The sequence below is a fragment of the Streptomyces sp. NPDC057445 genome (assembly GCF_042802855.1).
Taxonomy (GTDB): Bacteria; Actinomycetota; Actinomycetes; order Streptomycetales; family Streptomycetaceae; genus Streptomyces.
This window is the reverse complement of record NZ_JBHVDH010000001.1, coordinates 885,034-910,323: the sequence shown is the minus strand read 5'-3', so window position 1 is coordinate 910,323 and position 25,290 is coordinate 885,034. Positions and strand designations below refer to the sequence as shown.

The 25,290-nt window shown below is 69.9% G+C and carries 22 protein-coding genes and 1 tRNA gene; 9 read left to right on the top strand and 14 right to left on the bottom strand.

Annotated elements, in window-relative coordinates:
* Positions 1–79: 79 nt before the first annotated feature.
* The 3 genes from ACFU5O_RS03985 to ACFU5O_RS03975 all read left to right on the top strand — a co-directional run bounded on the left by ACFU5O_RS03985 (position 80) and on the right by ACFU5O_RS03975 (position 3,846).
* Positions 80–769, top strand: coding sequence for a response regulator transcription factor (locus tag ACFU5O_RS03985; RefSeq protein ID WP_384235980.1), 690 nt, complete (start codon positions 80–82; stop codon positions 767–769).
* Between the two features lie 55 nt (positions 770–824).
* The gene (locus tag ACFU5O_RS03980; RefSeq protein WP_384235977.1) at positions 825–2,219 is read left to right on the top strand and encodes a sensor histidine kinase; all 1,395 of its coding nucleotides are present in this window, start codon (positions 825–827) and stop codon (positions 2,217–2,219) included.
* A gap of 136 nt (positions 2,220–2,355) precedes the next feature.
* Positions 2,356–3,846: a cellulose binding domain-containing protein gene (locus ACFU5O_RS03975; protein WP_384235975.1), complete on the top strand. Its 1,491-nt coding sequence runs from the start codon at positions 2,356–2,358 to the stop codon at positions 3,844–3,846.
* 112 nt (positions 3,847–3,958) lie between these two features.
* On the opposite strand, the gene ACFU5O_RS03970 is transcribed toward ACFU5O_RS03975, so the two are convergent.
* The 4 genes from ACFU5O_RS03970 to ACFU5O_RS03955 form a co-directional block, all read right to left on the bottom strand.
* Positions 3,959–5,368 (bottom strand): GH1 family beta-glucosidase, encoded by a 1,410-nt coding sequence (locus ACFU5O_RS03970; protein WP_384235973.1) that lies wholly within the window; start codon positions 5,366–5,368, stop codon positions 3,959–3,961.
* A gap of 107 nt (positions 5,369–5,475) precedes the next feature.
* The gene (locus ACFU5O_RS03965; RefSeq protein WP_384236412.1) at positions 5,476–6,363 is read right to left on the bottom strand and encodes a carbohydrate ABC transporter permease; all 888 of its coding nucleotides are present in this window, start codon (positions 6,361–6,363) and stop codon (positions 5,476–5,478) included.
* Positions 6,364–6,375: 12 nt separating this feature from the next.
* Entirely contained in the window at positions 6,376–7,395 is a 1,020-nt protein-coding gene (locus ACFU5O_RS03960) for a carbohydrate ABC transporter permease (RefSeq protein WP_384236409.1), read from the bottom strand.
* A gap of 20 nt (positions 7,396–7,415) precedes the next feature.
* A complete protein-coding gene (locus ACFU5O_RS03955) occupies positions 7,416–8,729 on the bottom strand; it encodes an extracellular solute-binding protein (protein ID WP_384235972.1) in 1,314 nt (437 codons plus the stop codon).
* Positions 8,730–8,952: 223 nt separating this feature from the next.
* Between ACFU5O_RS03955 and ACFU5O_RS03950 the strand changes: the two genes are divergently transcribed.
* Complete coding sequence (locus ACFU5O_RS03950; protein ID WP_384235970.1) at positions 8,953–10,029, top strand: LacI family DNA-binding transcriptional regulator; 1,077 nt, start codon at positions 8,953–8,955, stop codon at positions 10,027–10,029.
* A 144-nt stretch (positions 10,030–10,173) separates the two neighbouring features.
* Positions 10,174–10,371: a hypothetical protein gene (locus ACFU5O_RS03945; protein WP_384235969.1), complete on the top strand. Its 198-nt coding sequence runs from the start codon at positions 10,174–10,176 to the stop codon at positions 10,369–10,371.
* 4 nt (positions 10,372–10,375) lie between these two features.
* Here the strand turns inward: ACFU5O_RS03945 and cutA are convergent, their stop codons facing one another.
* A complete protein-coding gene (gene cutA, locus ACFU5O_RS03940; protein WP_384235967.1) occupies positions 10,376–10,708 on the bottom strand; it encodes a divalent-cation tolerance protein CutA in 333 nt (110 codons plus the stop codon).
* Between the two features lie 170 nt (positions 10,709–10,878).
* Here cutA and ACFU5O_RS03935 point away from each other — a divergent pair, with 170 nt between their 5' ends.
* Entirely contained in the window at positions 10,879–11,088 is a 210-nt protein-coding gene (locus ACFU5O_RS03935) for a hypothetical protein (RefSeq protein WP_384235964.1), read from the top strand.
* A 33-nt stretch (positions 11,089–11,121) separates the two neighbouring features.
* Here the strand turns inward: ACFU5O_RS03935 and ACFU5O_RS03930 are convergent.
* From ACFU5O_RS03930 to ACFU5O_RS03920, 3 genes are all read right to left on the bottom strand, one after another.
* Positions 11,122–11,194 (bottom strand) — tRNA-His (locus ACFU5O_RS03930).
* Between the two features lie 112 nt (positions 11,195–11,306).
* A complete protein-coding gene (gene orn / locus ACFU5O_RS03925) occupies positions 11,307–11,909 on the bottom strand; it encodes an oligoribonuclease (protein ID WP_384235962.1) in 603 nt (200 codons plus the stop codon).
* Positions 11,910–12,064: 155 nt separating this feature from the next.
* Positions 12,065–13,276 (bottom strand): helix-turn-helix domain-containing protein, encoded by a 1,212-nt coding sequence (locus tag ACFU5O_RS03920; protein ID WP_384235959.1) that lies wholly within the window; start codon positions 13,274–13,276, stop codon positions 12,065–12,067.
* Between the two features lie 1,115 nt (positions 13,277–14,391).
* Between ACFU5O_RS03920 and ACFU5O_RS03915 the strand changes: the two genes are divergently transcribed.
* Together ACFU5O_RS03915 and ACFU5O_RS03910 are read left to right on the top strand one after the other, a co-directional pair.
* Entirely contained in the window at positions 14,392–14,913 is a 522-nt protein-coding gene (locus ACFU5O_RS03915; RefSeq protein WP_384235956.1) for a universal stress protein, read from the top strand.
* Between the two features lie 176 nt (positions 14,914–15,089).
* Positions 15,090–15,659, top strand: a complete 570-nt coding sequence (locus tag ACFU5O_RS03910) for an acetate uptake transporter (protein WP_384235953.1) — start codon at positions 15,090–15,092, stop codon at positions 15,657–15,659.
* Between the two features lie 107 nt (positions 15,660–15,766).
* Here the strand turns inward: ACFU5O_RS03910 and glmS are convergent, their stop codons facing one another.
* Positions 15,767–17,584, bottom strand: coding sequence for a glutamine--fructose-6-phosphate transaminase (isomerizing) (gene glmS / locus ACFU5O_RS03905; RefSeq protein WP_384235951.1), 1,818 nt, complete (start codon positions 17,582–17,584; stop codon positions 15,767–15,769).
* Between the two features lie 58 nt (positions 17,585–17,642).
* Entirely contained in the window at positions 17,643–17,921 is a 279-nt protein-coding gene (locus ACFU5O_RS03900; RefSeq protein ID WP_384235948.1) for a hypothetical protein, read from the bottom strand.
* A gap of 466 nt (positions 17,922–18,387) precedes the next feature.
* Here ACFU5O_RS03900 and ACFU5O_RS03895 point away from each other — a divergent pair, with 466 nt between their 5' ends.
* Positions 18,388–20,007: a beta-N-acetylhexosaminidase gene (locus tag ACFU5O_RS03895; protein ID WP_384235945.1), complete on the top strand. Its 1,620-nt coding sequence runs from the start codon at positions 18,388–18,390 to the stop codon at positions 20,005–20,007.
* Between the two features lie 55 nt (positions 20,008–20,062).
* Here the strand turns inward: ACFU5O_RS03895 and ACFU5O_RS03890 are convergent, their stop codons facing one another.
* From ACFU5O_RS03890 to ACFU5O_RS03875, 4 genes are read right to left on the bottom strand one after another with little or no spacing between them, the layout of a single operon-like run.
* Positions 20,063–21,844 carry an IucA/IucC family protein gene (locus tag ACFU5O_RS03890; RefSeq protein WP_384235943.1) on the bottom strand — a complete coding sequence of 594 codons (1,782 nt, stop codon included), beginning with the start codon at positions 21,842–21,844 and terminating at the stop codon, positions 20,063–20,065.
* On the bottom strand, positions 21,841–22,395 hold the full coding sequence (locus tag ACFU5O_RS03885) for a GNAT family N-acetyltransferase (protein ID WP_384235940.1): 555 nt from the start codon (positions 22,393–22,395) through the stop codon (positions 21,841–21,843). Before ACFU5O_RS03885 ends, ACFU5O_RS03890 begins: the two co-directional genes overlap by 4 nt.
* Positions 22,392–23,672, bottom strand: a complete 1,281-nt coding sequence (locus ACFU5O_RS03880; RefSeq protein WP_384235938.1) for a lysine N(6)-hydroxylase/L-ornithine N(5)-oxygenase family protein — start codon at positions 23,670–23,672, stop codon at positions 22,392–22,394. Before ACFU5O_RS03880 ends, ACFU5O_RS03885 begins: the two co-directional genes overlap by 4 nt.
* Complete coding sequence (locus tag ACFU5O_RS03875; protein WP_384235935.1) at positions 23,656–25,098, bottom strand: pyridoxal phosphate-dependent decarboxylase family protein; 1,443 nt, start codon at positions 25,096–25,098, stop codon at positions 23,656–23,658. The genes ACFU5O_RS03880 and ACFU5O_RS03875 overlap by 17 nt, the downstream gene beginning before the upstream one ends.
* Positions 25,099–25,290: the final 192 nt, after the last annotated feature.

Genomic DNA, 25,290 nt, shown 5'->3' with positions numbered 1-25,290 from the left:
TGCGTCACCCCTGTCCCAAGGGGACCGCGAAGTGACATCATCTGCTACCGCAGCGGCCGGATGGCGTACGGTGCCGCCCATGGCAAGTGTGCTCGTGGTCGAGGACGACCAGTTCGTGCGCTCCGCCCTCATCAGGCACTTGACCGAGGCCTCCCACACCGTACGGAGCGTCGGCACGGCCCTCGAGGCGCTGCGCGAGGTGGCCCATTTCCGGTTCGACGTGGTGATTCTCGACCTGGGACTGCCCGATCTGGACGGGGCGGAGGCGCTGAAGATGCTGCGTGGGATCACCGACGTACCCGTGATCATCGCGACCGCGCGGGACGACGAGACGGAGATCGTACGGCTGCTCAACGACGGTGCGGACGACTACCTCACCAAGCCCTTCTCGGTGGAGCATCTGTCCGCGCGGATGTCCGCCGTGCTCAGACGCTCACGGGCCGCGGCTGGCGAGGCCCCGCCCAGCAGGGTCATCCAGGTCGGCGGTCTGTCGATCGACCCGCTGCGCCGGCAGGCCGAACTGGACGGGGACCGGCTCGATCTGACCCGCCGCGAGTTCGACCTCCTCGCCTTTCTCGCCGGACGGCCGGGTGTCGTCATACCGCGCAGGGAGCTGCTCGCCGAGGTCTGGCAGCAGGCGTACGGCGACGACCAGACCATTGATGTGCATCTGTCCTGGCTGAGAAGGAAGTTGGGGGAGACCGCCGCTCGCCCCCGCTATCTGCACACCCTGCGGGGTGTGGGAGTGAAACTGGAGCCGCCGCAGTGAGAGCCGCAGTCGGAGCCGCAGCGGGAGCAGCCTTTAACGAAGCGAGCCGACCGATATGAGATGGGCCCTGGTCAAGGTCTCCCTCGCGGTCACGGCGATGGTCGTGATCGCCTTCGCGATACCGCTCGGAGTCGTCATCCAGGAGATGGCCAGGGACCGCGCCTTCTCCAATGCCGAGCGGCAGGCCGCCGCCATCGGCCCCACCCTCTCCATCACCACCGACCGCGGGCAGCTGGAACGCGCCGTCGCCTCCACCCAGGCCGGTGCGGCCGGGCGGATGGCACTGCACATCCCCGCGTCGGACGAGACCGGCGGCCAGGAGCTGGAGATCGGGACCCGGCGGGCCGCCATGCGGGACCTCGCCGCCACCCAGGAGATGGGCCGCGCCTCGATCACCGAGGTCACCGACGGTTCTGCGCTGCTCCAGCCGACCGCGCTCAGCTCCGGGAAGATCGCGGTCGTCGAGGTGTTCGTACCGGAGGACGAGGTCAGCAACGGTGTGACCACCGCCTGGCTGGTCCTGACCGGGGTCGGCACGGCGCTGATCGTCGGGTCGGTCGCGGTCGCCGACCGGCTCGGGGTACGCATGGTGCAACCGGCCCAGCGGCTCGCGGGCGCCGCGCAGGACCTGGGCGAGGGCAGGCTCGGGGCGCGGGTGCCCGAGGAAGGGCCCACCGAGCTGCGGTCCGCCGCCGTCGCGTTCAACTCGATGGCCGACCAGGTCGTCCAGCTGCTCGCCAACGAGCGGGAGCTGGCCGCGGATCTGTCGCACCGGCTCCGTACGCCGCTGACGGTGCTCAGGCTCAACGCCGCCTCGCTCGGCGAAGGCCCCGCCGCGGACCAGACCCGGGCGGCCGTCGCACAGCTGGAGCGGGAGGTCGACACGATCATCCGCACCGCGCGGGACGCCAAGCCGCAGACCCAGGCCACGGGGCCGGGGGCGGGGTGCGACGTCTCCGAAGTCGTGCGTGAGCGCATGGAGTTCTGGTCGGCGCTCGCGGAGGACGAGGGGCGCAAGGTGCGTCTTGCGGGCGTGGACCGCCCGGTTCGCATCCCCGTGGCCCGCCCCGAACTGGCCGCCGCCCTCGACGCGCTGCTCGGCAATGTCTTCCGCCACACCCCCGAGGGCACGGCCTTCTCGGTGGACGTCCACAACGGGGACGACGCCGTGATCGTGCTGGTGTCGGACGCGGGGCACGGGATCGCGGACCCGGAGGCGGCGATGGCGCGGGGCAACAGCGGGGGCAGGGACGGCTCGACGGGCCTCGGACTCGACATCGTGCGGAGGGTCGCGGAATCGACGGGCGGCGACGTACGCATCGGGCACTCGGTGCTCGGGGGTACGGAGGTCCGGATCTGGATCGGTCTCGGCGGTACCCGCGGCCCTTCGCAGAAGCGCCTGGGCAGCAGGACGGGCCGGCGCAAGCGGCGAGGTCCGGTCCACCATTAATCGCCGCCGATGGCGTCCTTAAGCCCACCCTAAGAATCTCGGCCCACGTCCGGATCGGCTGAATTGCCCGTTCCGGACTCGCTAGCGTGCTGCCGCATCCCCCCACCCCCGTTTCCGCGACAGAGGCAGGCACGCGATGGGCAGCAGCAGCACGCACCGGCGCAGGGCGAGCGGCTGGTCGAAGGCGATAGGCGCCTTCGTGGCCGCCGCGGCCACCGCCGGCGCGGCGTTCTCCCTCACCGGTACGGCGCAGGCGGCCGCGGTAGGCGCCGCGTACACCAGGACCAGCTCCTGGGACGGCGGCTACACCGGCCAGTACGTCATCAGGAACGAGACCGGCGAGGCCCGGTCCGGGTGGACCCTCGAATTCGACCTGCCCGCAGGGACGAGGATCGGTTCCCTCTGGAACGGGGAGCACACCATCCAGGGGCAGCACGTCACCGTGAAGCCCGCGAACTGGAACAAGGAGCTGGCGCCCGGAGCGTCCGTCACCGTCGGCTTCGTGACCTCGGCGAGCGGCAGTGCGGGCGACCCGTCCGGCTGCCTCATCGACGAGGCCACCTGCTCCATCGACGAGGGCGCGACGCCACAGCCCGGCGGCCGCCCCACCGAACGGCCCGAGCCCGCCCCGACGGCGACCACCCCCACGACACCGCCCGGCCCGACCGGGACGCCGACACGGACGGTCACGCCGACACCCGTGCCGACCGCCACCGCCACCGCTCCGACGGGCGGGGCGGCGAAGTTCGAGCCGTACATCGACACGTCGCTCCACCCGGCGTACGACATGCTCGACACCGCGGCCAGGACCGGAGTGAAGGACTTCACCCTCGCCTTCATCACCTCGGGAGGCAGCTGCGCACCGCTCTGGGGCGGTGTCACCGACCTCGAGAACGACAAGGTCGCGGGACAGGTGTCCGCGCTTCGCGCCAAGGGCGGCGACGTCCGGGTCTCGTTCGGCGGTGCGGCCGGCCACGAGCTCGCGCTCAACTGCTCGTCGTCCGGCGACCTGGCGAAGGCGTACGGCAAGGTCGTCGACCGGTACAAGCTGACGAAGGTCGACTTCGACATCGAGGGCGCGGCGCTTCCGGACACCGCGGCCAACACCCGCCGCTCGCAGGCCATCGCCCAGCTCCAGAAGGAACACCCGGGCCTGGACGTGTCGTTCACCCTGCCCGTGATGCCGGAGGGTCTCACCCAGGCCGGCGTCGACCTGCTCGCCGACGCGAAGAAGAACGGGGTGAGGGCCGACGCCGTCAACATCATGGCGATGGACTACGGACCCGCGTACAGCGGCGACATGGGCACGTATGCGATCCAGGCCGCCACGGCCACCCAGGCGCAGATCAAGGGTGTGCTCGGGCTCTCGGACGCCGCCGCGTGGAAGGCCGTCGCCATCACCCCGATGATCGGCGTCAACGACGTCACGACCGAGGTCTTCAAGGTCGACGACGCCACCCAGCTCGTCGGCTTCGCCCGGTCGAAGGGCATCGGCAGGCTGGCGATGTGGTCGTCCACCCGTGACAAGCAGTGCCCCGGCGGTGCGCAGAACTCGGCCGACGCGAGCTGCAGCTCGATCCTGCAGGAGCCGCTGGCGTTCACCAAGGCGTTCGCCGCGTACCGGTGACGGCCCCCCCGCGGCGTGCCCCGGCCGGTCCCCCCACCCCCGGCCGGGGCGCGCACCCTCCTTCTCCTCCTTCTTCTCCTCCTCCAGCGGCTGCGTCCGCCGCCGGAGGAGCTCAGCAATCGGGGAGCACCCCTGTCCTGGCCAGCTGTCCGTACCAGCGGGCGCTGGACTTCGGGGTGCGGGCCTGCGTGTCGTAGTCGACGTGGACCGCGCCGAAGCGCTTGCCGTATCCGTACGCCCACTCGAAGTTGTCCATCAGGGACCAGAGGAAGTAGCCGCGTACGTCCGCCCCGTCGGCGATGGCCCGGTGCACGGCGGACAGATGGCCGTGCAGATAGCGGATCCGCTCGGGGTCGTGGACGCTTCCGTCCGCGCCAGGCTTGTCGGCGTACGCCGCACCGTTCTCGGTGATCATCAGCGGCAGGCCCGGGGCTTCGTGCGTGTAGCGCATCAGCAGCTCATGGAGTCCGGTGGGGTCGACGGACCAGCCCATCTCTGTGACATCGCCGGGCGGCTGGTGGAAGGCGACCGAGCCGGCGCCGGGCCAGGGGGAGTGCTCGCTCGCACCGTGGCCGTCGTTCCGCTCGGCGGCCCGGCGGTCACTGTCGGTGGCCGCTGATACAACAGCGGGTGAGTAGTAGTTGATCCCGAGCGAGTCCAGGGGGTGCCGGATGACGGCCAGATCGTCACCGTGGACGAAGGACCAGTCCGTGAGGTGCGCGGTGTCCGCGAGGAGGTCCCCGGGATACGAGCCCTGGAGCATCGGGCCGGTGAAGATCCTGTTGGCCAGTGCGTCGATCCTGCGCCGCGCGTCCAGGTCCGCGGCCGACGGCGTACGGGCCCTGACCGCGCTGGGGTTGAGGCTGACGGACAGCTGCGCACGGGCGGGGAGCGCGGTGCGCAGGGCCTGGGCGGCCAGACCGTGGGCCAGGTTGAGATGGTGTGCGGCGCGCAGCGCGGCCACCGGATCGGTGCGGCCGGGGGCGTGGACGCCGGAGGCGTATCCGAGAAAGGCGCTGCACCAGGGCTCGTTGAGCGTGGTCCACCGCTCTACCCGGTCGCCCAGCGCTTCGGCCACGATACGGGCGTAGTCGGCGAAGCGGCTCGCGGTGTCCCGCTCGGGCCAGCCGCCCGCGCTCTCCAGCTCCTGCGGCAGATCCCAGTGATAGAGCGTCAGTACGGGCGTGATCCCGTGCTCCAGCAGATCGTCGACGAGCGCCCGGTAGAAGTCGAGACCTCGCTGGACGGCGGGGCCACGGCCGGTGGGCTGGACCCGCGGCCAGGAGACGGAGAAGCGGTACGCGTTGACGCCGAGGCCGGCCATGAGCCGGACGTCCTCGGCACGGCGGTGCAAGTGGTCGACGGCGATGTCGCCGGTGTCCCCGTTCTCCACCCTGCCGGGCGTGTGGCTGAAGGTGTCCCAGATCGACGGTGTACGGCCCCCCTCCCGCACGGCGCCCTCGATCTGGTACGCGGCCGTGGCGGTGCCCCACAGGAAGCGGGGCGGAAAGCTGACGGACATGGAGGAGCTCCCAACGTGTGTGCGGGAAAGGGGGAAGACGGAGGTGCGAGGAGGTAGGGGGAGATGTGGGGAGGCATGGAAGGCGTCGCACGGTGGGACGTCCGATGTCAGCCCTTTACCGCGCCCTGCATGATGCCCCCGACGATCTGTCTGCCGAAGATCACGAAGGCGATCAGCAGCGGCAGTGTGCCCAGCAGCGCACCGGCCATGATCACCGACTGGTCGGGGATGTAGCCGCGGCCGAGCCCGGTCAGCGCCACCTGCACGGTGGGGCTGCCGTTCTGGGTCAGCGCGATGATCGGCCAGAAGAAGTCGTTCCAGGCCATGACGAAGGTCAGCATGCCGAGGACCGCCATGGCGGGCCGCGCGGCCGGGAAGACCACATGCCACACCACGCGCCAGCTGCTCGCGCCGTCCATCCGGGCCGCCTCGATCAGCTCGGTCGGCAGTGCCTCGCTCAGGTACTGCCGCATGAAGAAGACGCCGAAGGCGCTGACGAGCGTGGGCAGGACGACGGACTGCAGCTGGTCGGTCCAGGACAGCTCGGCGATCAGCATGTACAGCGGTATGACACTGAGCTGCGGCGGCACCATCATCGTGCCGATCACGAGCAGCAGAAGGAGGTTCTTGAAGCGGAAGCGGAGTTTGGCGAAGGCGAACCCGGCGAGCGTGGAGAAGGCGACCGTTCCCGCCGCCACCGATCCCGCGACGATCGTCGTGTTGAGCAGAGCCGTGCCCATGTTGGCGTCGGTCCAGGCGATCTCGAGATTCCGGAAGAGATTGCCGCCGAACCAGAAGGGCGGGGGAGTCTGCGCAAGTCTGCCACTGGTACGGGAGGCAGCGACCGCCGTCCACACCAGAGGGAAGAGCGAGCCCACGGTGAACACGATCAGCACGGCGTAGGTGATCCGCCCTCCGTGCAACTGGCGGCCGGCTCCCTGTCGCGTCCGTTCGGTCGCGCGTTGGTTCGTCGAGCGACGCTGTTTCGTCGTCAGCACATCAGCCCCCTACACGCTCTTGCGGAGCCGGCGGACGAGCAGCCGGTTCACCGCGCCGATCACCAGAAGGATCAGGAACATCGTCCAGGCGATCGCCGAGGCCCGGCCGAGATGGAGGTTCACCCAGCCCTGTTCGTACAGATAGAGCCCGAGCGTCTGGAACTGATGCTCCGCGCCGCCCGTCGCACCCGCGCTTCCGTTGAACAGCAGGGGCTCGCCGAACAGCTGGGTCGCGCCGATCGTCGAGACGACACAGGTGAAGAGGATGGTCGGCCGCAGCGAGGGGATGGTGACGTGCAGGAACTGCTGCCATCGCGAGGCCCCGTCCAGTGCTGCGGACTCGTACAGGTCGTTCGGTATGGCCTGCATCGCCGCGAGATAGATCAGCGCGTTGTAGCCCGTCCAGCGCCAGATCACGATCGTCGAGACCGCGATCTGCGAGGTCCACCGGCCGTTCTGCCAGTCGACGGGGTCGATCCCGATCACTCCGAGTGCCCAGTTGACCATCCCGTAGTCGCGCCCGAAGAGCAGCACGAAGACGAGCGTCGCGGCGGCCACCGATGTGGCGTACGGGGTGAGGGCCGCGACCCGGAAGAACATCGAGCCGCGCAGACGGTAGTTGAGCAGATGCGCGATGCCGAGCGCGACGAGCAGCTGCGGCACGGTCGAGATCAGCCCGATGGTGACGGTGTTCTGCAGCGCGTTCCAGAAGAACTCGTCCTCCAGCAGGCGGGAGAAGTTGCGCAGCCCCACCCACTCCATGTCGTTCGGTGCCGTCAGCTCCACCCGGTGCAGCGAGGCCCAGCCCGTGTAGAGCAGCGGGAAGAGCCCGAACGCCGCGAAGAACACGAAGAACGGCGCGATGAGGGCGTACGGGCTCCACCGCGCGTCACGTCGATACCGGCGGCTGCGCCGCGCGCCGAGTCGTGCCGCCGCCGCGGTGTCCCCGGCCGGGGTCCGCGCCGGGGCCGCGCCCTCCTTCCCCAGGGAGGGCGCGGCAGCTGCGGCGTCGTTCGCCGTTCCGGTCAGGGGACCGGGGCCGGGTGCGGTCACTGGTCCAGCGCGTTGTCGATGGCCTTCACCGCCGCATCCCAGCCTTCCTTCGGGGACTTGCCCTTCTGGTCGACCTGGAGCATGCCGATGTCCGCCATGTTCTGGGCGATGACCAGGTCCTTCGGGCCGAGAACGGTCACGGGAATTCCTTGCGCGGCCGCAGAGAAGATCTGGCCGATCGGGGCGTTCCCGAAGTACTCGTGCTCGGCGCCGGAGACCGCCGGCATCGAGTAGGCGGCGGACGCGCTCGGGAAGCTGCCGCGCTTCTCGAAGAGCTTCGCCTGCTGTTCGGGTGCGGTGAGCCAGGCCGCGAGCTTCGCCGCCTCGGTCCTGTTCCTGCCCGCCTCGGGGACGATCAGGAACGAGCCGCCCCAGTTGCTGGGCTTGGGAGCCGGGGCCACATCCCACTTGTCCTTGCCGGCCGCCCCTGCCTTGTCCTGGATGTAGCCGAGCATCCAGGCGGGGCAGGAGACCGTGGCGAAGGTGCCGTTGGCGTAGCCCTGGTCCCAGGCGGGGGTGAACTGCTGGAGTTTGCCGGTCAGTCCCTCGGTCGCGAAGGAGGCGGCGACGTCCCAGGCGGACTTCACCGCAGGGTTGGTCTTGTAGACGATCCTGCCGTTCTCGTCGTAGAACCGATCGGCGCTGCTGCCGGTGATCGCTGCCATCACACCGGAGGCCGAGTCCACGAAGGCGGTGCCCTTGGGCGCCTTCGCCTTGTACCGCTTTCCTGCCGCCAGGTACTTGTTCCAGTCGCCCGCCCAGAGCTTGCCGACGGCCTCGCGGTCCGTGGGCAGTCCGGCCTTGGCGAACAGGTCCTTGCGGTAGCAGATGCCCTGCGGGCCGATGTCGGTGCCGAGGCCGACCGTCTTTCCGTCCTTGGTCGTGGCCTGTGCCCACTTCCACGGCAGGAAGCTGCCCTTGGTCACGCCCTCGGTCCTGCCCAGGTCGACGAGCTTGTCCGCCTGGGTCGAGGTGATCTCGGCGATGTTGTTGACCTCGACGGCCTGGATGTCGGCGAGTCCGCTGCCACTGCCCAGATGGGTGAGCAGCTGCGGATAGTAGTTCTCGTTGCGCTCGATCGAGGTCTGCTCGATGACGACGTCCTTGTTGAGCTTCATGTATTCGTCGTAGAGCCCGGCCTCCTTGAGCCCGAAGGCGCCGAAGACCCCCACCGTGATCGTGGTCCTGCCCTTTCCGCCGCCCCCGCCCTTCGAGCTGCTGCCGGCGGGTTCGTCACTGTCCTCGGCACAGCCGGCCAGCAGCCCGGCGCCGAGCGCTGCGACGACCGCGAGGATTACGGTCCTGCGCATTGCGTCCTCCTTGTGCCCTGACGTGCCGACCCCCCGGCCAACTGACCTGGTGCGCCCGTTCGTTGGAGCGTGCGGCTCGGGCGGGGAACGTGCGGGTCCTGTATGAGTGAGGTACGGTGGGAGCGCTCCCATACGTGATGTGTTGAAGGGTCGCGGCTCCCCGGAGGGGTGTCAAGGCACCCGACGCGTAATGTTCTCGGCCACGGAGCACGGGGAGGCGGACATGGTGGATCGCCGGAAGACCGGCGTTCGGGCGGGTGCTGCCGGCGCCCGTGCCGGAGGCAGGGGCGGACACAGGCCGACCCTCGAAGAGGTCGCCGCGCACGCCGGCGTCGGCCGCGGCACGGTCTCCCGGGTGATCAACGGCTCGCCCCGGGTGAGCGAGGAGACCCGGGCCGCGGTGGAGGCCGCGGTCGCCGAACTCGGATACGTACCCAACCGCGCGGCCCGCGCGCTCGCCGCCAACCGCACGGACGCCATCGCCCTCGTCGTGCCCGAGCCCGAGGCGAGGTTCTTCGCCGAGCCGTACTTCTCCGACATCGTCAGGGGTGTCGGTGCGGCGCTCGCCGACACCGACATGCAGCTGCTGCTGACCTTCGCCGGCTCCGACCGGGAGCGGCGCAGGCTCGCCCAGTACCTGGCCGCGGACCGTGTGGACGGTGTCCTGCTGGTCTCCGTGCACGCCGACGACCCCCTGCCCGATCTGCTGGAGCAGCTCACCATCCCGGCCGTCATCAGCGGCCGCCGCTCGGAGGACGAGCCACTGGCCGCCGTCGACTCCGACAACACCGAGGGCGCCCGCGCGGCCGTCGGCCACCTCCTGACCCGCGGCCGCCGCAGCATCGCGACGATCACCGGCCGCCTCGATGTCTTCGGTGCCCAGTGCCGCCTCGACGGATACCGGCAAGCCCTGGCCGCGGCAGGCATCGCCCCCGACGAGCAACTGATCGAGCCCGCCGACTTCACCGAGGAGGGCGGCCGCCGCGCCATGCTGGCCCTTCTGAGGCGACGCCCGGCCCTGGACGCCGTCTTCGCCGCCTCCGACGTCATGGCGGCGGGCGCGAGGCAGGCCCTGCGCGAGGCGGGCCGCCGCATCCCCGGCGACGTCGCCCTGGTCGGCTTCGACGACTCGGCCGTGGCCCGCCACATGGACCCGGCCCTCACGAGTGTCCGGCAGCCGATCGAGGAGATGGGCCGGACGATGGCCGCCCTCCTCCTCCGGCAGATCGCCGCCCGCGGAACGATGGAGCGGCCGCAGCTGGTGCTTCCGACGGAGCTGGTGGTCCGCGACTCGACCTGACCGGTCGTGGCGGGCGGGCGGTGGCCGACGGGAACGTTCGGCGCGTGCCGGTCGTCGCACGCCGGTCAGTCCGTCCGGTGGTTGCCGTTGGCCCACTGCCCGGTCTTCCAGCAGATCATGTCGACCCTGCGGCCGTTGGGAGCGATGCCGACGACGGCACCGTTCGCGGTCGCGGCCTCGCGTACGTACGCCCGGCCGCTGTCGGACGAAATGCAGCTTCCGGTCCAGGCCGTTGCCGGGGTGGTCGCAGCCAGCGCCACCGCACTGACTGCGGCGCGGCGACTGGCTCGGCATCGCGGCGTCGCCGATGTCGACGAGGCCCTGGAGAAAGCGGCACTCTGACTGACTACTCGCCCGTACCGGGCTGGGTGTTCTCGGACACCCAGCGCAGGCACGCCTCTGCACCCGCAACGATCGGGACGGCCGACACCTCAGGGTTGTCCCACGGGTGGTTCTTGAGCAGGTGCGCCTCCAACTCGGGGTAGCGGCCGGTCCGGGTCTTGAGAAGCAGTTGCCACTCCTCCCCGGTGCCGAACTTGCCCAAGTGCCAGAAGACAGATGTGACGGGACCGATGATCTGGGCGCCTGCGGCAAGGCGTTCTCTTACCACCGACTGCGCCAGCTCGACTGCCTGTTCCCGGGTCGGCGTTGCCGTGGATACCTGCACGAAGTCAGTCATGCGCGCGAGCGTAGTGGCGAGGGGGTCCGGGCCTCGGAGCGCGCGACGGATTCGGGTCACCCTGGACGTCGGTGGCCGGGGTCGCAACTGGGCGGTGTCGGATGCGGCCGACGGCCTCGGGATGTGTCCCCGAGCAGCAGAAGCCTGGTTCGGTGCGCTCTGCTGCGGTCGTGACTGCGGAGATCCGTGAGCGGCTGGATCGGGGCGGGGCTGCCGTGGAGGCCCGCGAGCGGGTGACGGAGGGCGAGTGTTCCTCCGAGGCATGGCGGCCATGGCTGGCTGCTGCCGAGGCGCTGACTGGTGTGGTCACCGAGCATGCGGCGGAAACGGGCAGTCCCGGATCCATGTCTCCCAAGGATTCGGGCATGAAGAAGGGCTGACCTGTTCTCACAGGTCAGCCCTTGATCATTCAGGGTGAGTGACGGGACTCGAACCCGCGGCATCCTGGACCACAACCAGGTGCTCTACCAGCTGAGCTACACCCACCACGACCGGTCGTTTTTCCGACCGGCCGAGAAAAAGTGTACAGGGTCCGGGAGGGTGCTCGCGCCAGGGTTTACGTCCTCCTGTCGCAGGAGCCGCGTGCGGCCCGTCCGGCCTACTGCGCTGGAAGGACGTGGCGCGCCGCGATCGACTTCGCGGTGTCGGAGTCGGGGCCGGGCTGCGGGACGAAGATCGACTCGCGGTAGTAGCGCAGCTCGGCGATGGATTCCCGGATGTCGGCAAGCGCCCGGTGGTTGCCGTTCTTCTCCGGACTGTTGAAGTACGCCCTCGGGTACCAGCGGCGGGCCAGTTCCTTGACCGAGGAGACATCGACGATCCGGTAGTGGAGGTACTCCTCCACCTTCGGCATGTCACGCAACAGGAAGCCGCGGTCGGTGCCGACCGAGTTTCCGCACAGCGGGGCCTTTCCGGGCTCCTTGACGTGCTCCCGTACGTACGCCAGGACCTGCTCCTCGGCGTCGGCGAGGGTCGTACCGGACGCCAGCTCGTCGAGGAGGCCCGAAGCGGTGTGCATCTGCCGCACCACTTCGGGCATCGTCGTGAGCGCGGCGTCCGGGGGGCGGATCACGATGTCCACCCCTTCACCGAGCACGTTCAGTTCCGAGTCGGTGACCAGCGCGGCCACCTCGATGAGTGCGTCGTCGGCCAGCGAGAGCCCGGTCATCTCGCAGTCGATCCACACCATGCGATCGTTCATGCGTCCTACCTTAGGCCGACCGGCGATCGTGGGGTCGCGTCGCGTGCCGATGGTTCTCGCCGCTCCCGTCGCTCCCGGCAGGGTGGGGGCCCCACGGCGGAGCCATGAAGGAGGAGTGCCCCCACCCTCGGTCGGGCACGATCACCGGCCGGCCGCTACGGTGCGCTCCGCTGGCCGGGGACCGTCGGACGCCCGGAGGCGTACGCGTCGGAGTGCGGCTTGCCGGAGTCGTGCGGTCCCGCGGGACCCGGTCCGGCCGGGGCCGTCGCAGCGGAGGGCCGCCGCGCCTGCGGAACCGAGGCGTGCGCCGGAACGACAGGGTCCATCACCGCACCGGGACCCGCGGACTCGCTCTGCGGACGGCGTGCCCGGTAGGCGGCCCGGTACGCCGCCGGGGAGGAGCCCAGCTGGCGCCGGAAGTGCCCGCGCAGCGCCACCGGTGAGCGGAACCCGCAGCGGCCCGCGACCTCGTCGACCGAGTAGTCGGAGGTCTCCAGCAGCCGCTGCGCCTGCAGCACCCGCTGGGTGATCAGCCACTGCAGGGGAGCGCTCCCGGTGAGCGAGCGGAACCTGCGGTCGAAGGTCCGCCTGCTCATGTACGCGCGCGCCGCCAGCGTCTCCACGTCGAACTGCTCGTGGAGATGCTCCAGCGCCCAGGCCACGACCTCGGCGAGCGGGTCGGAGCCGATCTCCTCCGGTAAAGACCTGTCGAGATAGCGCTCCTGCCCGCCGGTGCGCCGCGGCGGTACGACCAGCCGGCGGGCCAGTGCGCCCGCGGCCTCGGTGCCGTGGTCCGTCCGCACGATGTGCAGACAGAGATCGATTCCGGCCGCGGTCCCCGCTGACGTGAGCACGTCCCCGTCGTCGACGAAGAGCTCGCGCGGGTCGACGTGGACCGACGGATAGCGCTTGGCGAGCGTCGGCGCGTACATCCAGTGCGTGGTCGCCGGGCGGCCGTCCAGCAGGCCGGCAGCGGCCAGGACGAACGCTCCGGTGCACAGCCCCACGATCCGCGCGCCCTCCTCGTGGGCGCGGCGAAGCGCCTCGAGGGCCTCCGGCGGCGGCGGTGAGGTGATGGAACGCCAGGCCGGCACGACGACGGTGCCCGCTCTCCCGATTGCCTCCAGCCCGTACGGCGCGGTGAGTTCGAGTCCCCCTGTGGTCCGCAGGGGTCCTTCCTCGCCGGCGCACACAAGCAGTCGGTAGCGGGGAACTCCGGCGTCCTGGCGGTCGATTCCGAACACCGAGAGCGGGATGGAACTCTCGAAGATGGGGCCGCCGCTGAACAGCAGCACCGCTACGACTTCGCGGCGGCGGCGCCCGGAAAGTTTCCGTGCGACCTCCGGTGCGGCGGAGTCCTGACTCATGACGCTAAGCCCCCCTTGGTGTTCGCGTCTCCCCGTTCGTGTCGGGCATGTCGCTCCTGCACGTGTCCCCTTGGTTCTGCACGAGTCCCCAGTCTTCGATACCCATGATCGAATCTACTGCGTCCCGTGGTGCCGGCGTGACAAGTTCGGGATCCGGCACATTGTCGACAAGGGCACTTGGCGCGAAGCATTCGATCACGAAGCGTTCCACTCGCAGGCCCCGCAGGGAAGTGCGCCTGGCATGCATGGCCCGTCCCCGTAGGGTGCGAGCGACCGGAACGGTCCTTTCTTGCCTGGTGGCAAGGGGGTTGAGGGGCCCTACGGGCAAGGAATGGCCATGGGTGGGAAGTTGGCTGAAAACATACGGGTGCGCGCACCTCAATTCGTCAGCCTCCGGGCGTGCTTCGTTCACGTCGGCTTCCGCCTCCGTGCGCCCCGCCCGAACGCGCGGCGCCGCAGCCCGGTTCGTAGCGCTGCGGCGTGGGCGCGCCCGGAGGTGCTGTCCGCCCTTCGGCGTGGCACGTCGTCCGCGGTGCCCGTCCCGGCCCGGACGCCCGACGGGCGGGTGCGGGAGGCGCCTGGGTGACTCCCGGCCTCGTGCCGGTCCGGTGCAGGTCCCGTGCCTGCTCCAGGCCTCGGGGGAGGAACCGGGAAGGAGTCGCGAAGGAGTCGGGAGCCGTCGCCGCCGCGACCGCCGGGAAGGCCGCCGTCCGATCGGTGCCGCGATCGCCGGCACCGGTCGGTCGCCGGCACGGCGGTCGACCGATGCCCGTGCCGGTGCCGGTGCCGGTGCCGGTGCCGCTGCCGGGCTCCCGGCCGTCACGCGGAACGGCCGCGTGCCGGGCGGTGAACGGAGCCTTCCCTTCACCGCTGCCGCGGCGTGAGCCGGTTCACGCCGCAGCCTCCGCCGCCAAAACCTGTATGGGGCAGGCGCCATTGCCATACGGAGCGTGCTCGTGCATGCTCCCTGGAACACCGTGAGTAGGGCCGACGGCTCTGGGCAGGGGAGGAGTGTCGCCGTACCCTTGGGGGTATGGGGTTGGGAAGATGATTCCCGGACACAGCTCCGCAGCCAACCGTCGCCCTCCCATGAGGATCTGAACGCCGAGACACCGATGGCCGGTCACGAATACCCCGAACCCGCGGACCGCAAGCAGGTCGCCGACCCCCTGTCGGATCTGCAGGCGGCGGAAGAGTCACGCCATTCCTGCGATCCCGCCTTCCGGCACGGAGTTGTCGTGGGCTTCGACGGATCGACCTCCAGCGAGCGGGCCCTTGCGTACGCCATCGGCATGGCCAGGCGTTCCGGGTCCGGGCTGATCATCGTGCACGTCGCCAACCGCCTTCCCACGACCGTGTGGGCGGGCTGCGAGCCGCCGGTCTTCGTGGACGTCCCGGACCACCGCACCGAGGTGCTCGGGCTCGAGCTCGCGTGTGCCGACTATCTCACCGAGGTCCCCTGGATCCTCGTGGAGCGTGGCGGCGACATCTGTCACGAGCTCGAGGAGGTCGGCCGGGAGTATTCGGCGGACGCGATCGTGGTCGGCTCCACGCACGGCATCGTGGGGCGCCTTTTCGGCTCGGTGGCCGGCCGGCTGGCGAAGCGCGCGCAGCGGCCCGTCGTCGTCATCCCCTGACCCCCGCAACCCCCCCAGGCCCCTCTGCCGTCCATGGTTCGCCCAGGTCCGGCCTCGTTCGTAACTTTTTGACGACCGTCATATCTACTCGCCCGTACAGGTGGATTGTGCGCTTGTGAAGGGTAGAAAAGGATGGCTGGGAACCAGCACCTACGCGCGCATGAAGGGAGCCCGCCGTGGACAACGAAGTCTCCGCGGGAAGCGCCACGTCATCCACTCTCGGCCACCTCGCACTCGGACTGACTCTGCTGGCCTTCGGTATCGGCCACACCGGTGTGATCGACAATGTCGCGGCGTCCGACGCCGCATCGCTCGCGACCTGGCTGGGCGGGGTCGCACTGTTCCTCGTCGGGTTGCTCGAGTTCCGTGCGGGCAACGGCGGTACGGGTACGGCCTTCGCGGGCCTCGGCGCCTTCTGGTTCACCTGGGGCACCGGTGTCGGATCGGAGGTCTCTGCGGAGGCGGCGGGACTCTTCCTGCTGCTGTTCGCCCTGCTGGCGCTCACCCTCACCGTCGGTTCCGCGGGCAGCGGGATCTTCGGCCAGGGCGTGTACGGGCTGTTGTGCGTCTCGATGCTGCTCCTGGCCATCGCCTCGTTCGCGGGGAACGACGCACTGGCGAAGGCGGGCGGCTGGGTCGGCGCGGTCGCGGGCCTCGCGGCCTGGTACGGCGCGACGGCCGCGCTCGCGAAGTGGCCCACCTTCAGCGGGCGTGCTGCCGGCCGGGGGGTGACGGCCACCGGCTGAGCGGCCAGGGGCCGGCGTGAGGGCGACGCCGGCGACGTAAAAGGGCGACCCCCTCCGCGCGCTGGTGGCGTGCGCGGAGGGGGTCGCCGTACGACGAGGGCGGTGGACTATTCCACCGTCACCGACTTCGCGAGGTTACGCGGCTTGTCGATGTCCCGGCCGAGGGCCAGGGCCGTGTGGTACGCGAGGAGCTGGAGCGGGATGCCCATGAGGATCGGGTCCAGCTCGTCCTCGTTCTTCGGGACGAGGATCGTGTGGTCGGCCTTCTCCTGCTCCTGGTGCGCGACCGCGAGGATCTTGCCGCTGCGGGCCTTGATCTCCTCCAGGGCGGCGCGGTTCTTCTCCAGCAGCTCGTCGTTCGGGACGATGGCGACGGTCGGCAGCGCGGGCTCGATCAGCGCCAGCGGGCCGTGCTTCAGCTCGGAGGCCGGGTAGGCCTCGGCGTGGATGTAGGAGATCTCCTTGAGCTTCAGGGAGGCCTCCAGCGCCACCGGGTAGCCGCGCACCCGGCCGATGAACATCATCGACTTGGCCTCGGCGTACTCGGCGGCGAGCTTCTTGATCTCGTCCTCGGTCTCGAGGATCTCGGAGATCTGCGCGGGCAGCTTGCGCAGGCCCTCGATGATCCGCTTGCCGTCGGCGACGGACAGGTCACGGATGCGGCCCAGGTGCAGCGCGAGCAGCGCGAAGGCGACCACCGTGTTGGTGAAGCACTTCGTCGAGACCACACAGACCTCGGGACCGGCGTGCACGTACACGCCGCCGTCCGTCTCACGGGCGATCGCGGAGCCGACCACGTTCACCACGCCCAGAACTCGCGCGCCCTTGCGCTTGAGCTCCTGGACGGCGGCGAGCACGTCGTAGGTCTCACCGGACTGGGAGACCGCGATGTAGAGGGTGTCGGGGTCCACGACCGGGTTGCGGTAACGGAACTCGGAGGCCGGCTCGGCGTCCGCGGGGATACGCGCCAGGGACTCGATGAGCCCGGCGCCGATCATGCCCGCGTGGTACGAGGTGCCGCAGCCGAGGATCTTGACGCGGCGGATGCCGCGCGCCTCGCGGGCATCCAGGTTCAGTCCGCCCAGGTGCACGGTGGAGAACCGGTCGTCGATGCGGCCGCGCAGCACGCGGTCCACGGCGTCGGCCTGCTCGGAGATCTCCTTGTGCATGTACGTGTCGTGGCCGCCCATGTCGTACGACGCGGCCTCCCACTCGACGGTCTCCGGGGTGGCGGTGGTGCGCGAACCCTCGGTCGTGTAGGTGCGGAGGTCGTCGGCCTTCAGGGTGGCCATCTCGCCGTCGTTCAGGGTCACGACCTGGCGGGTGTGGGCGACCAGCGCGGCGACGTCGGAGGCGACGAACATCTCCTTCTCGCCGATGCCGAGGACGACCGGGGAGCCGTTGCGGGCGACGACGATGCGGTCGCTGAAGTCGGCGTGCATGACGGCGATGCCGTACGTGCCCTCGACGTGGCGGAGCGCCTCGCGGACCTTCTCCTCGAGGCTCTCGGCCTGGGCGCGGGCGATGAGGTGGGTGAGGACCTCGGTGTCGGTCTCGGACGCGAAGACGACGCCGTCGGCCTCGAGCTTGACGCGCAGCTCCGACGCGTTGTCGACGATGCCGTTGTGGACGACGGCGACCTTGTTCTCGGGGTCGAGGTGCGGGTGCGCGTTCACGTCGCTCGGTGCACCGTGGGTGGCCCAGCGGGTGTGTGCGATACCGGTCGTGCCGGCGAAGCGCTTGGGGACCCTGGCCTCCAGGTCGCGGACCCGGCCCTTGGCCTTGACCATCTTCAGGCCTGCGGACTTGGGACTGGTGATCACCATGCCCGCGGAGTCGTAGCCGCGGTACTCCAGCCGCGCCAGGCCTTCCAGCAGCAGCGGCGCGACGTCACGCTTCCCGATGTAACCGACGATTCCGCACATAAACTCTTTGCCCCTCCAGGTTCGTGGGTGTGTGCCAGGCCGACTGCCGACCCTGTGGTCAGCCGTAGACGATGCGGCGCAGCTGCCGTAGCGAGAGCTCCGGTGGCGCCACGGCGCGGTGCGGCAGCTCGGCCGCGATACGCCCGAAGATCTCCGTGTTCACCGCGCCGCCGGACTGCAGCTCCCGGTGGCGGCGGCGGACGAATTCCTCGGTCGTCTCGTCGAAGAACGCCAGCACGTCGAGCACCACCCGGGAGGCCTCACCGCGCTGGAGCGCGGTGCTGCGCACCAAGTGGTCGATGAGATCGTCATGCGACGGCGGGCGGCGTTCGAGCACCCGTCGATACTGAGGGTTGCCCCGGCCCGTATGCAAGATTCCTGCCCGATTCCGGGCAGAAACCTGCGTGATCCGGATTACAGTGCCGCTTTTGCGGCATTTATACCTGCTTCAGGGCGACCTGTTGGGCCATGGTGAACCTCTCGCCGGTCAGTATCCCGGCCTGACCGCAGTTCGCCCAGCTCGCGGAGGCGCCGGGGCGGTACGTCATGTGCGTCGCCGGGCCCGGGCCCGGGCCCGGGCCGAGGGGGCAGGGCCGGATGCAGGGAGCGGGACGGCCCTCTCCGGTGCGTGCGGATGCCGCATTCGAGCCGTCACGGCCGCCCCGGACCGGTGCCGGGCTCCGCTGCGGCCGGACGTCCGAAGTGGTCTACACCTTGACCCCGCCTGGGGCGCGCGGTACGCATGGTGACCGTTCGGTTGCTCAGCACCACAGTTGTGACTCCCCTCGGAAGGGACCCAGCCTGTGAGACAGCCCAGAACGTTCCCCCGGCTCCTCGGTTCGCTGCTGCTCGTCGCGGCCGCGGGCATCGCCGGTGTCGGGGCCGCGCCCGGTGGCTCCGGTGCGGCCCCCGCCGCCGCTCCGGCGCTCGGACCGCTCGGCCAGGTCGTCCCCGCGCCGGCCTCCGTGAAGTCCTCCGGCGCCCCGTACGCCATCACCCCCGCGACCCGCATCCGGGTCGACGGCGACTCGCGCGAGGCCCGGCGCATCGGCGGGTATCTGGCCGCGGTGCTGCGGCCCTCCACCGGGTACGCGCTGCCAGTCACCGACGACGGCGGCCACGGCGGAATCCGTCTGGCGCTCGGGTCGCGCGACAGGGGCCTCGGCGAGGAGGGGTACCGGCTCCAGTCCGGTCGCAGCGGGGTCACCATCACCGCCCGGGGACCCGCGGGCCTCTTCCACGGTGTCCAGACGCTCCGTCAGCTGCTGCCCGCCGCCGTCGAGAAGAACACCCGTCAGGGCGGCCCCTGGCAGGTCCCCGGCGGCACCGTCACCGATTCACCCCGCTTCGGACACCGGGGCGCGATGCTCGACGTCGCCCGGCACTTCTTCACCGTCGACCAGGTCAAGCGCTATATGGACCAGCTCGCGCTCTACAAGATCAACAAGCTGCATCTGCATCTCTCCGACGACCAGGGCTGGCGCATCGCCGTCGACTCCTGGCCTCGGCTCGCCACCTACGGCGGCTCCACCCAGGTCGGCGGCGGCCCCGGCGGTTACTACACCAAGGCCCAGTACAAGGAGATCCTCGCCCACGCCGCCTCGCGCTACCTGGAGGTGATCCCGGAGATCGACATGCCGGGCCACACCAACGCGGCCCTCGCCTCCTACGCCGAGCTGAACTGCACCGGCACCGCCCCGCCCCTCTACACGGGCACGGACGTCGGCTTCAGCTCGCTGTGCGTGCCGAAGGCCGTGACGTACGACTTCGTCGACGACGTCGTACGCGAACTGGCCGCGCTCACCCCCGGCAGGTACCTCCACATCGGCGGTGACGAGGCCCACTCCACGAGCCACGCCGACTATGTCGCGTTCATGGACAAGGCACAGGCCGCCGTCGCCAGGTACGGCAAGACGGTGGTCGGCTGGCACCAGCTCACGGGAGCCACCCCGGCCAAGGGCGCGGTGGCCCAGTACTGGGGCCTGGACGGCACCGGCGCTGCCGAGAAGGAGCAGGTCGCCCGGGCCGCGCGGAACGGCACGAAGCTGATCCTTTCGCCCGCCGACCGGATCTACCTCGACATGAAGTACAACAAGGACACCCCGCTTGGCCTGGCCTGGGCCGGCTATGTCGAGGTGCAGCGCTCCTACGACTGGGACCCGGGCGCGTACCTGCCGGGCGCGCCCGCGTCGTCGATCGCCGGGGTCGAGGCGCCGCTCTGGTCGGAGACCGTCTCGACCAGCGACCACATCGAGTACATGGCCTTCCCGAGGCTCCCCGGAGTGGCGGAACTCGGCTGGTCACCGGCGTCCACGCACGACTGGGACGCGTACAAGGTGCGGCTCGCGGCGCAGGGGCCGCGCATGTCGGCGCTCGGTATCGACTACTACCGCTCGCCGCAGGTGCCCTGGCCCACCGACTGAGAAGAGAAGCGGGCGCCCCGCGGAGGACCGTACTCCGCGGGGCGCCCGCGGTCCGTCACCGGAACCGCGCGATCGGGTTCTCCAGGTTGCCCACGAGCTGGAGCGCGCCCGACGGGTCGGCCAGGTCCACCATCTGCCTGTTGTCCCGCAGCTGCAGCCGGTTGAGGCAGGAGAGCGCGAACTCCCCGGCGAACATGTCGTACTGGGCGAACTTGCCGGCCAGTTGCGGCATCGACTCCTGGTACGCGGTGACGCACTCGGCCACCGTCCGCCAGAACGCCTCCTCCTCCAGCACCCCCTCCGTCACCAGCGTGGCGCTGAGGAAGCGGAAGAAGCAGTCGAAGACATCGGTGAAGACCGACAGCAGCTTCATGTCCTCGGGGACCTCGGCGCGGATCCGCTCCACCGCCGGCGGAAGGACCGCGTCCGGGTCCATCACACAGATCTCCTCGGCCAGGTCCTTGAAGATCGCACGTTCGACGCCGCCGTCCTCGCCGAGGACGAGGATGACGTTCTCGCCGTGCGGCATGTAGACCAGGTCGTACGCGTAGAAGGAGTGCAGCACCGGCAGCAGATACGCGTCCAGGTAGCGGCGCAGCCACACCTCGGGGGCAAGCCCCGACTCCGCGATCAGCGCGCCCGCGAACGACTTGCCCGAGCGGTCGACATGGAGCAGCGAGGCCATCGTGGCGAGCCGCTCACCGTCCTGGAGCGTGGGTACCGGACTCTCCCGCCAGAGTGCGGCGAGCATCTTGCGATAGGGGGAGTAGCGGTCGGTGGCGGCCTCGTACTCGAGGTGCCGGTAGCCGACCGCCGCCCGCTCGCGGATGACCGAGAAGCGGGCCGCGCGCAGTACGTCGTCGCTCGCCACCAGCCCGGCCAGCCAGTCGTTGATGGCGGGCGTGGCCTCCATGTACGCGGCGGACAGACCGCGCATGAAGCCCATGTTGATGACGGACATGGCCGTCTTGACGTAGTGCTTGGCAGGGTCGCTGGTGTTGAAGAAGGTACGGATCGACTGCTGGGCCAGGTACTCGTCGTCGCCCTCGCCGAGCGGCACCAGCCGGCGCTGGGCGACCTCGGCGGCGAAAGTGACGGAGAGCTTGTTCCACCACTGCCAGGGGTGGACCGGCATCAGCAGATAGCCGTCCGGGTCCAGCCCGAGCTCACGCAGCCGCGCGTCGAACCGGTCCAGCGTCTCCTGCCCCAGCTCGGCCCGCATCAGTGTCTCGTACCCGAGGTCCGCACAGGACGTGAAGGTCGCCCGGGAGCGGTGCGCGGCCACCCAGAGCAGCCGGACCGGGGCCGCGGCCTCGGGGGCGTACCGGTGGTACTCGTGGACACCGAAGCCCAGCCGCCCGTTGTTGGCGACGAAGCAGGGGTGCCCCTCGGTCATCCCGGTCTCGATCGACTGGAACCCGGCCCGGGTCAGATCGACGGCGGCCACGTCGGGCTTGGTGAGCTTGTACGCCGTACCGGACAGGGTGGAGGAGATCTCCTCCAGATAGACCGGCAGGATCTCGTCGGACAGACCGAGCGCGCCGCGCAGTTCGGTGAAGAACTCCAGGGCGTCGAGCGGGATCTCGGCGCCGTCCCGATGGCGGGTGACGGACTCGGCGACGACCTGCCAGTGGTCGAGGGCGAGCCGGCCGGCGGTGAACCGGTACTCGGTCCTGCCGTCGTCACTGAGCACCGCGTAACGGTCCTCTCCCAGCGGTTTCGGCGTGAGCAGCCGCTCGTGGGCGAACTCGGCGAGGCCCTTGCGGACCAGCTGCCGGTTCGCCTCGGCCCACAGCTCCGGGGTGAGGTGCGAGACGGTGTCGACGGCCGCGCTCATCGGTCCGCTCCCACGGCCGCCTCGAACTGCTCCCGCGTGCAGAAGCTCAGCAGGGCCTTCTTCTCGGGCTTCTGTATCTCACGTCCGGGTACGAAGCCGACCGCCTCGTTGAGCGCGTGGACGGCCTTGTTCGCCACGTCCGGCTCGACGACGACACGCCTGGTCGCGGGGTCGGCGAACAGCTCCCGCATCACCGCCGTGATCACGGCGCGGGTGAAGCCGTGCACCGGGGTGTCGGTCGGGGCGACGAGGAAGTGCATCCCGACGTCGCCCGGCTCGGGCTCGTAGAGACCGACGAGTTCGACGTGCTGGGGGTCGTACCGCTCCATGAGGAAGGCGGGCTCGCCGTTGTGCAGGCCGATGAAGGCGTCGTGGTGCTCGGCGGCGGCGATCGCCATGTACTCGCGCTCGACGTCCTGGAGCCTGGCGTCCTGCATCATCCAGAAGGCGGCCTTGGGGTGGGTGACCCATCCGTGCAGCAGCTCGGCGTCCGCGATCGGGTCGAGGGGACGGACGGAGAACGTGCCGAGTGCGGGGGCGGTGGTGCTCATACTGCGAACTCCTGGAACGCGATGGTCTTCTCTACGGGGTAGTACTCGCTGCCGAGCAGCTCACGGATGATGTACGCGTTGCGGTACGCGCCCATGCCCAGGTCGGGCGACGTGATGGAGTGCGTGTGCACGCCGGCGTTCTGCAGGAAGATGCCGCGTCCGGTGGTGTCGATCGCGTAGTTGCGGGCGACGTCGAAGCGGCCCTGGCCGTCCCGGCGGAGACGGTCGCGCACGGGCTCCAGGAACCCGGGGGTGGCGTACCTGTAGCCGGTGGCCAGGACCAGGCCCTCGGTCTGGATCTCGAAGTCCTTCTCCTGCTCCTCCTGGCGCAGCCCGAGGGTGTACGTGCCGTTCTCGTACGAGGCCGTGTGCAGGGCGGTGTTGGCGAGCAGCCGGGTGGGGACCGGTCCGCCGAGGTTCTTCTGGTAGAGCAGATCGAAGATCTCGTTGATGAGGTCGCCGTCGATGCCCTTGAAGAGGTTCTTCTGCTGCGACTCGAGCCGGTAGCGGGTGGCCTCCGGCAGCGCGTGGAAGTAGTCGATGTACTCGGGAGAGGTCATCTCCAGGGTCAGCTTGGTGTATTCCAGCGGGAAGAACCGCGGGGAGCGGGTGACCCAGTTCAGCCGGTAGCCGTGGACGTCGATCTCGGCGAGGAGGTCGTAGTAGATCTCGGCCGCGCTCTGCCCGCTGCCGACCAGGGTGATGGACTTCTTCTTCTGCAGCTCCTCCTTGGCCTGGACGTAGCGGGAGTTGTGGACGAAGTCGCCGCCGAGGTCCTGGCAGGCGTCCGGGACGAACGGCGGGGTGCCGGTGCCCAGGACGAGTCTGCGGCTGCGGAAGGTCTCGCCGCCGGCGGTGCGGACGGCGTACACCTCGTCCTCTGCGTCGTACTCGACCGTGGTCACGGTGGTGTTGAAGCGGATGCTGCTCAGCTTGCCGGCGGCCCACCGGCAGTAGTCGTTGTACTCGGTCCGCAGCGGATAGAAGTTCTCGCGGATGTAGAACGAGTACAGACGGCCCTTCTCCTTCAGGTAGTTGAGGAAGGAGTACGGGGACGTCGGGTCCGCGAGGGTGACCAGGTCCGACATGAACGGCGTCTGGAGGTGGGCACCCTCGAGGAACATCCCGGAGTGCCATTCGAAGTCCGGCTTCGACTCCAGGAAGACGCCGTTCAGTTCGGCGATCGGCTCGGTCAGGCAGGCGAGACCGAGGTTGAACGGACCGAGTCCGATACCGATGAAATCGTGGATGTCACGGTGCTCAGGAGGCGTGGACAAGGTTCTCTCCAAGGTACTGCTCGGCGTGGCCGGCTATCAGGTCGAGGACGGCGGCGATGTCGTGCACGGTCGTCTCGGGGTTCAGCAGCGTGAATTTCAGGTACTGGCGGCCGTCGACCTTGGTCCCGGCGACGACGGCCTCGCCGGAGGCGAACAGCGCCTTGCGGGCGTAGAGGTTGGCGCGGTCGATCTCGGCCGGGGAGGTGACCTGCGCCGGGATGTAGCGGAAGACCAGAGTGGAGAGCCGGGGCTCGACGACGACGTCGTAGCGCGGGTCGCCGGCGAGCAGCTGCCAGCCCTCGGCGGCCAGGTCGCAGACCTCGTCGAAGAGGCTGCCGACGCCGTCGGCGCCCATGACCCGCAGGGTCATCCAGAGCTTGAGGGCGTCGAAGCGGCGGGTGGTCTGGAGGGACTTGTCGACCTGGTTGGGGATCCTCTCCTCCACCGTACGCCGCGGGTTGAGGTAGTCCGCGTGGTACGTGGCGTGGCGCAGCGTGATCCCGTCCCGTACCAGCACGGCGGACGAACTCACCGGCTGGAAGAAGGACTTGTGGTAGTCGACGGTGACGGAGTCGGCGTGCTCGATACCGTCCAGGCGGTGGCGGCGGGTCGGGGAGGCGAGCAGTCCGCAGCCGTAGGCGGCGTCCACGTGCATCCAGGCGCCGTACTCCGAGCAGAGCTCGGCGATCTCCGGCAGCGGGTCGATGGAGCCGAAGTCGGTGGTGCCGGCGGTGGCCACGACCGCCATGGGGACCAGCCCGTCCCGCTTGCACTTCTGCAGCTCGGCGGCGAGTGCGACCGTCTGCATGCGCTTGTCCCGGTCGGTGGGGATCGAGACGACGGCGTCCCGGCCGAGCCCGAGCAGCGTCGCGGACTTCTGGACGCTGAAGTGGCTGCACTCGGAGGAGAAGATGCGCAGCTTCGACAGGTCGTCGGTCTTGGCCTCTTCACGGGCCAGCAGCATGGCCTGCAGGTTGGACTGCGTGCCACCGCTGGTGAACACGCCGTCGGCGGCGGGGCCGAGACCGATCCGGCCGGTGGTCCAGTCGATGAGCCGGCGCTCGATCAGGGTGCCGCCGGCGCTCTGGTCCCAGGTGTCGAGGGAGGAGTTGACGGCGGAGAGGACCGCCTCGCCAAGGACCGCGGGAATGACGACCGGGCAGTTGAGGTGGCCGAGGTAGCGGGGGTGGTGGAAGTACACCGCGTCGCGCAGATAGACCTGCTCCAGCTCGTCGAGAGCGGCGGCGGAGTCGCCGAGCGGCTTGTCGAGATCGACAGCGGCGATCACGGGGGCCAGCTCATCGGGGGTGACTCCGGTGAACGGCCGCCGGGTCGTGGCGAGTTTGTTCGCCACACGCTCGACTCCTTCGGTCACCGATCGACGGTATTGCTCTGCTGTGGCGTCGTTCAGCAGGTGCGAGCGCATGGAGGGGTCCTTCCCGGATGCGGGGACTTCGTCGCCCCTCCGGACAGGAGAGGGGGGCGAGGGGACGACGTCGAAGTTAGGTTAGCCTAACCTTATTTCTTTTCGCCAATGCCCCCGGGTCTCCCGGAGGGCAGGAGCCGCCGCACACCTCACGGCCGCGGCGTCCTGTGAACGCCGCGGCCGTGAAGGGGT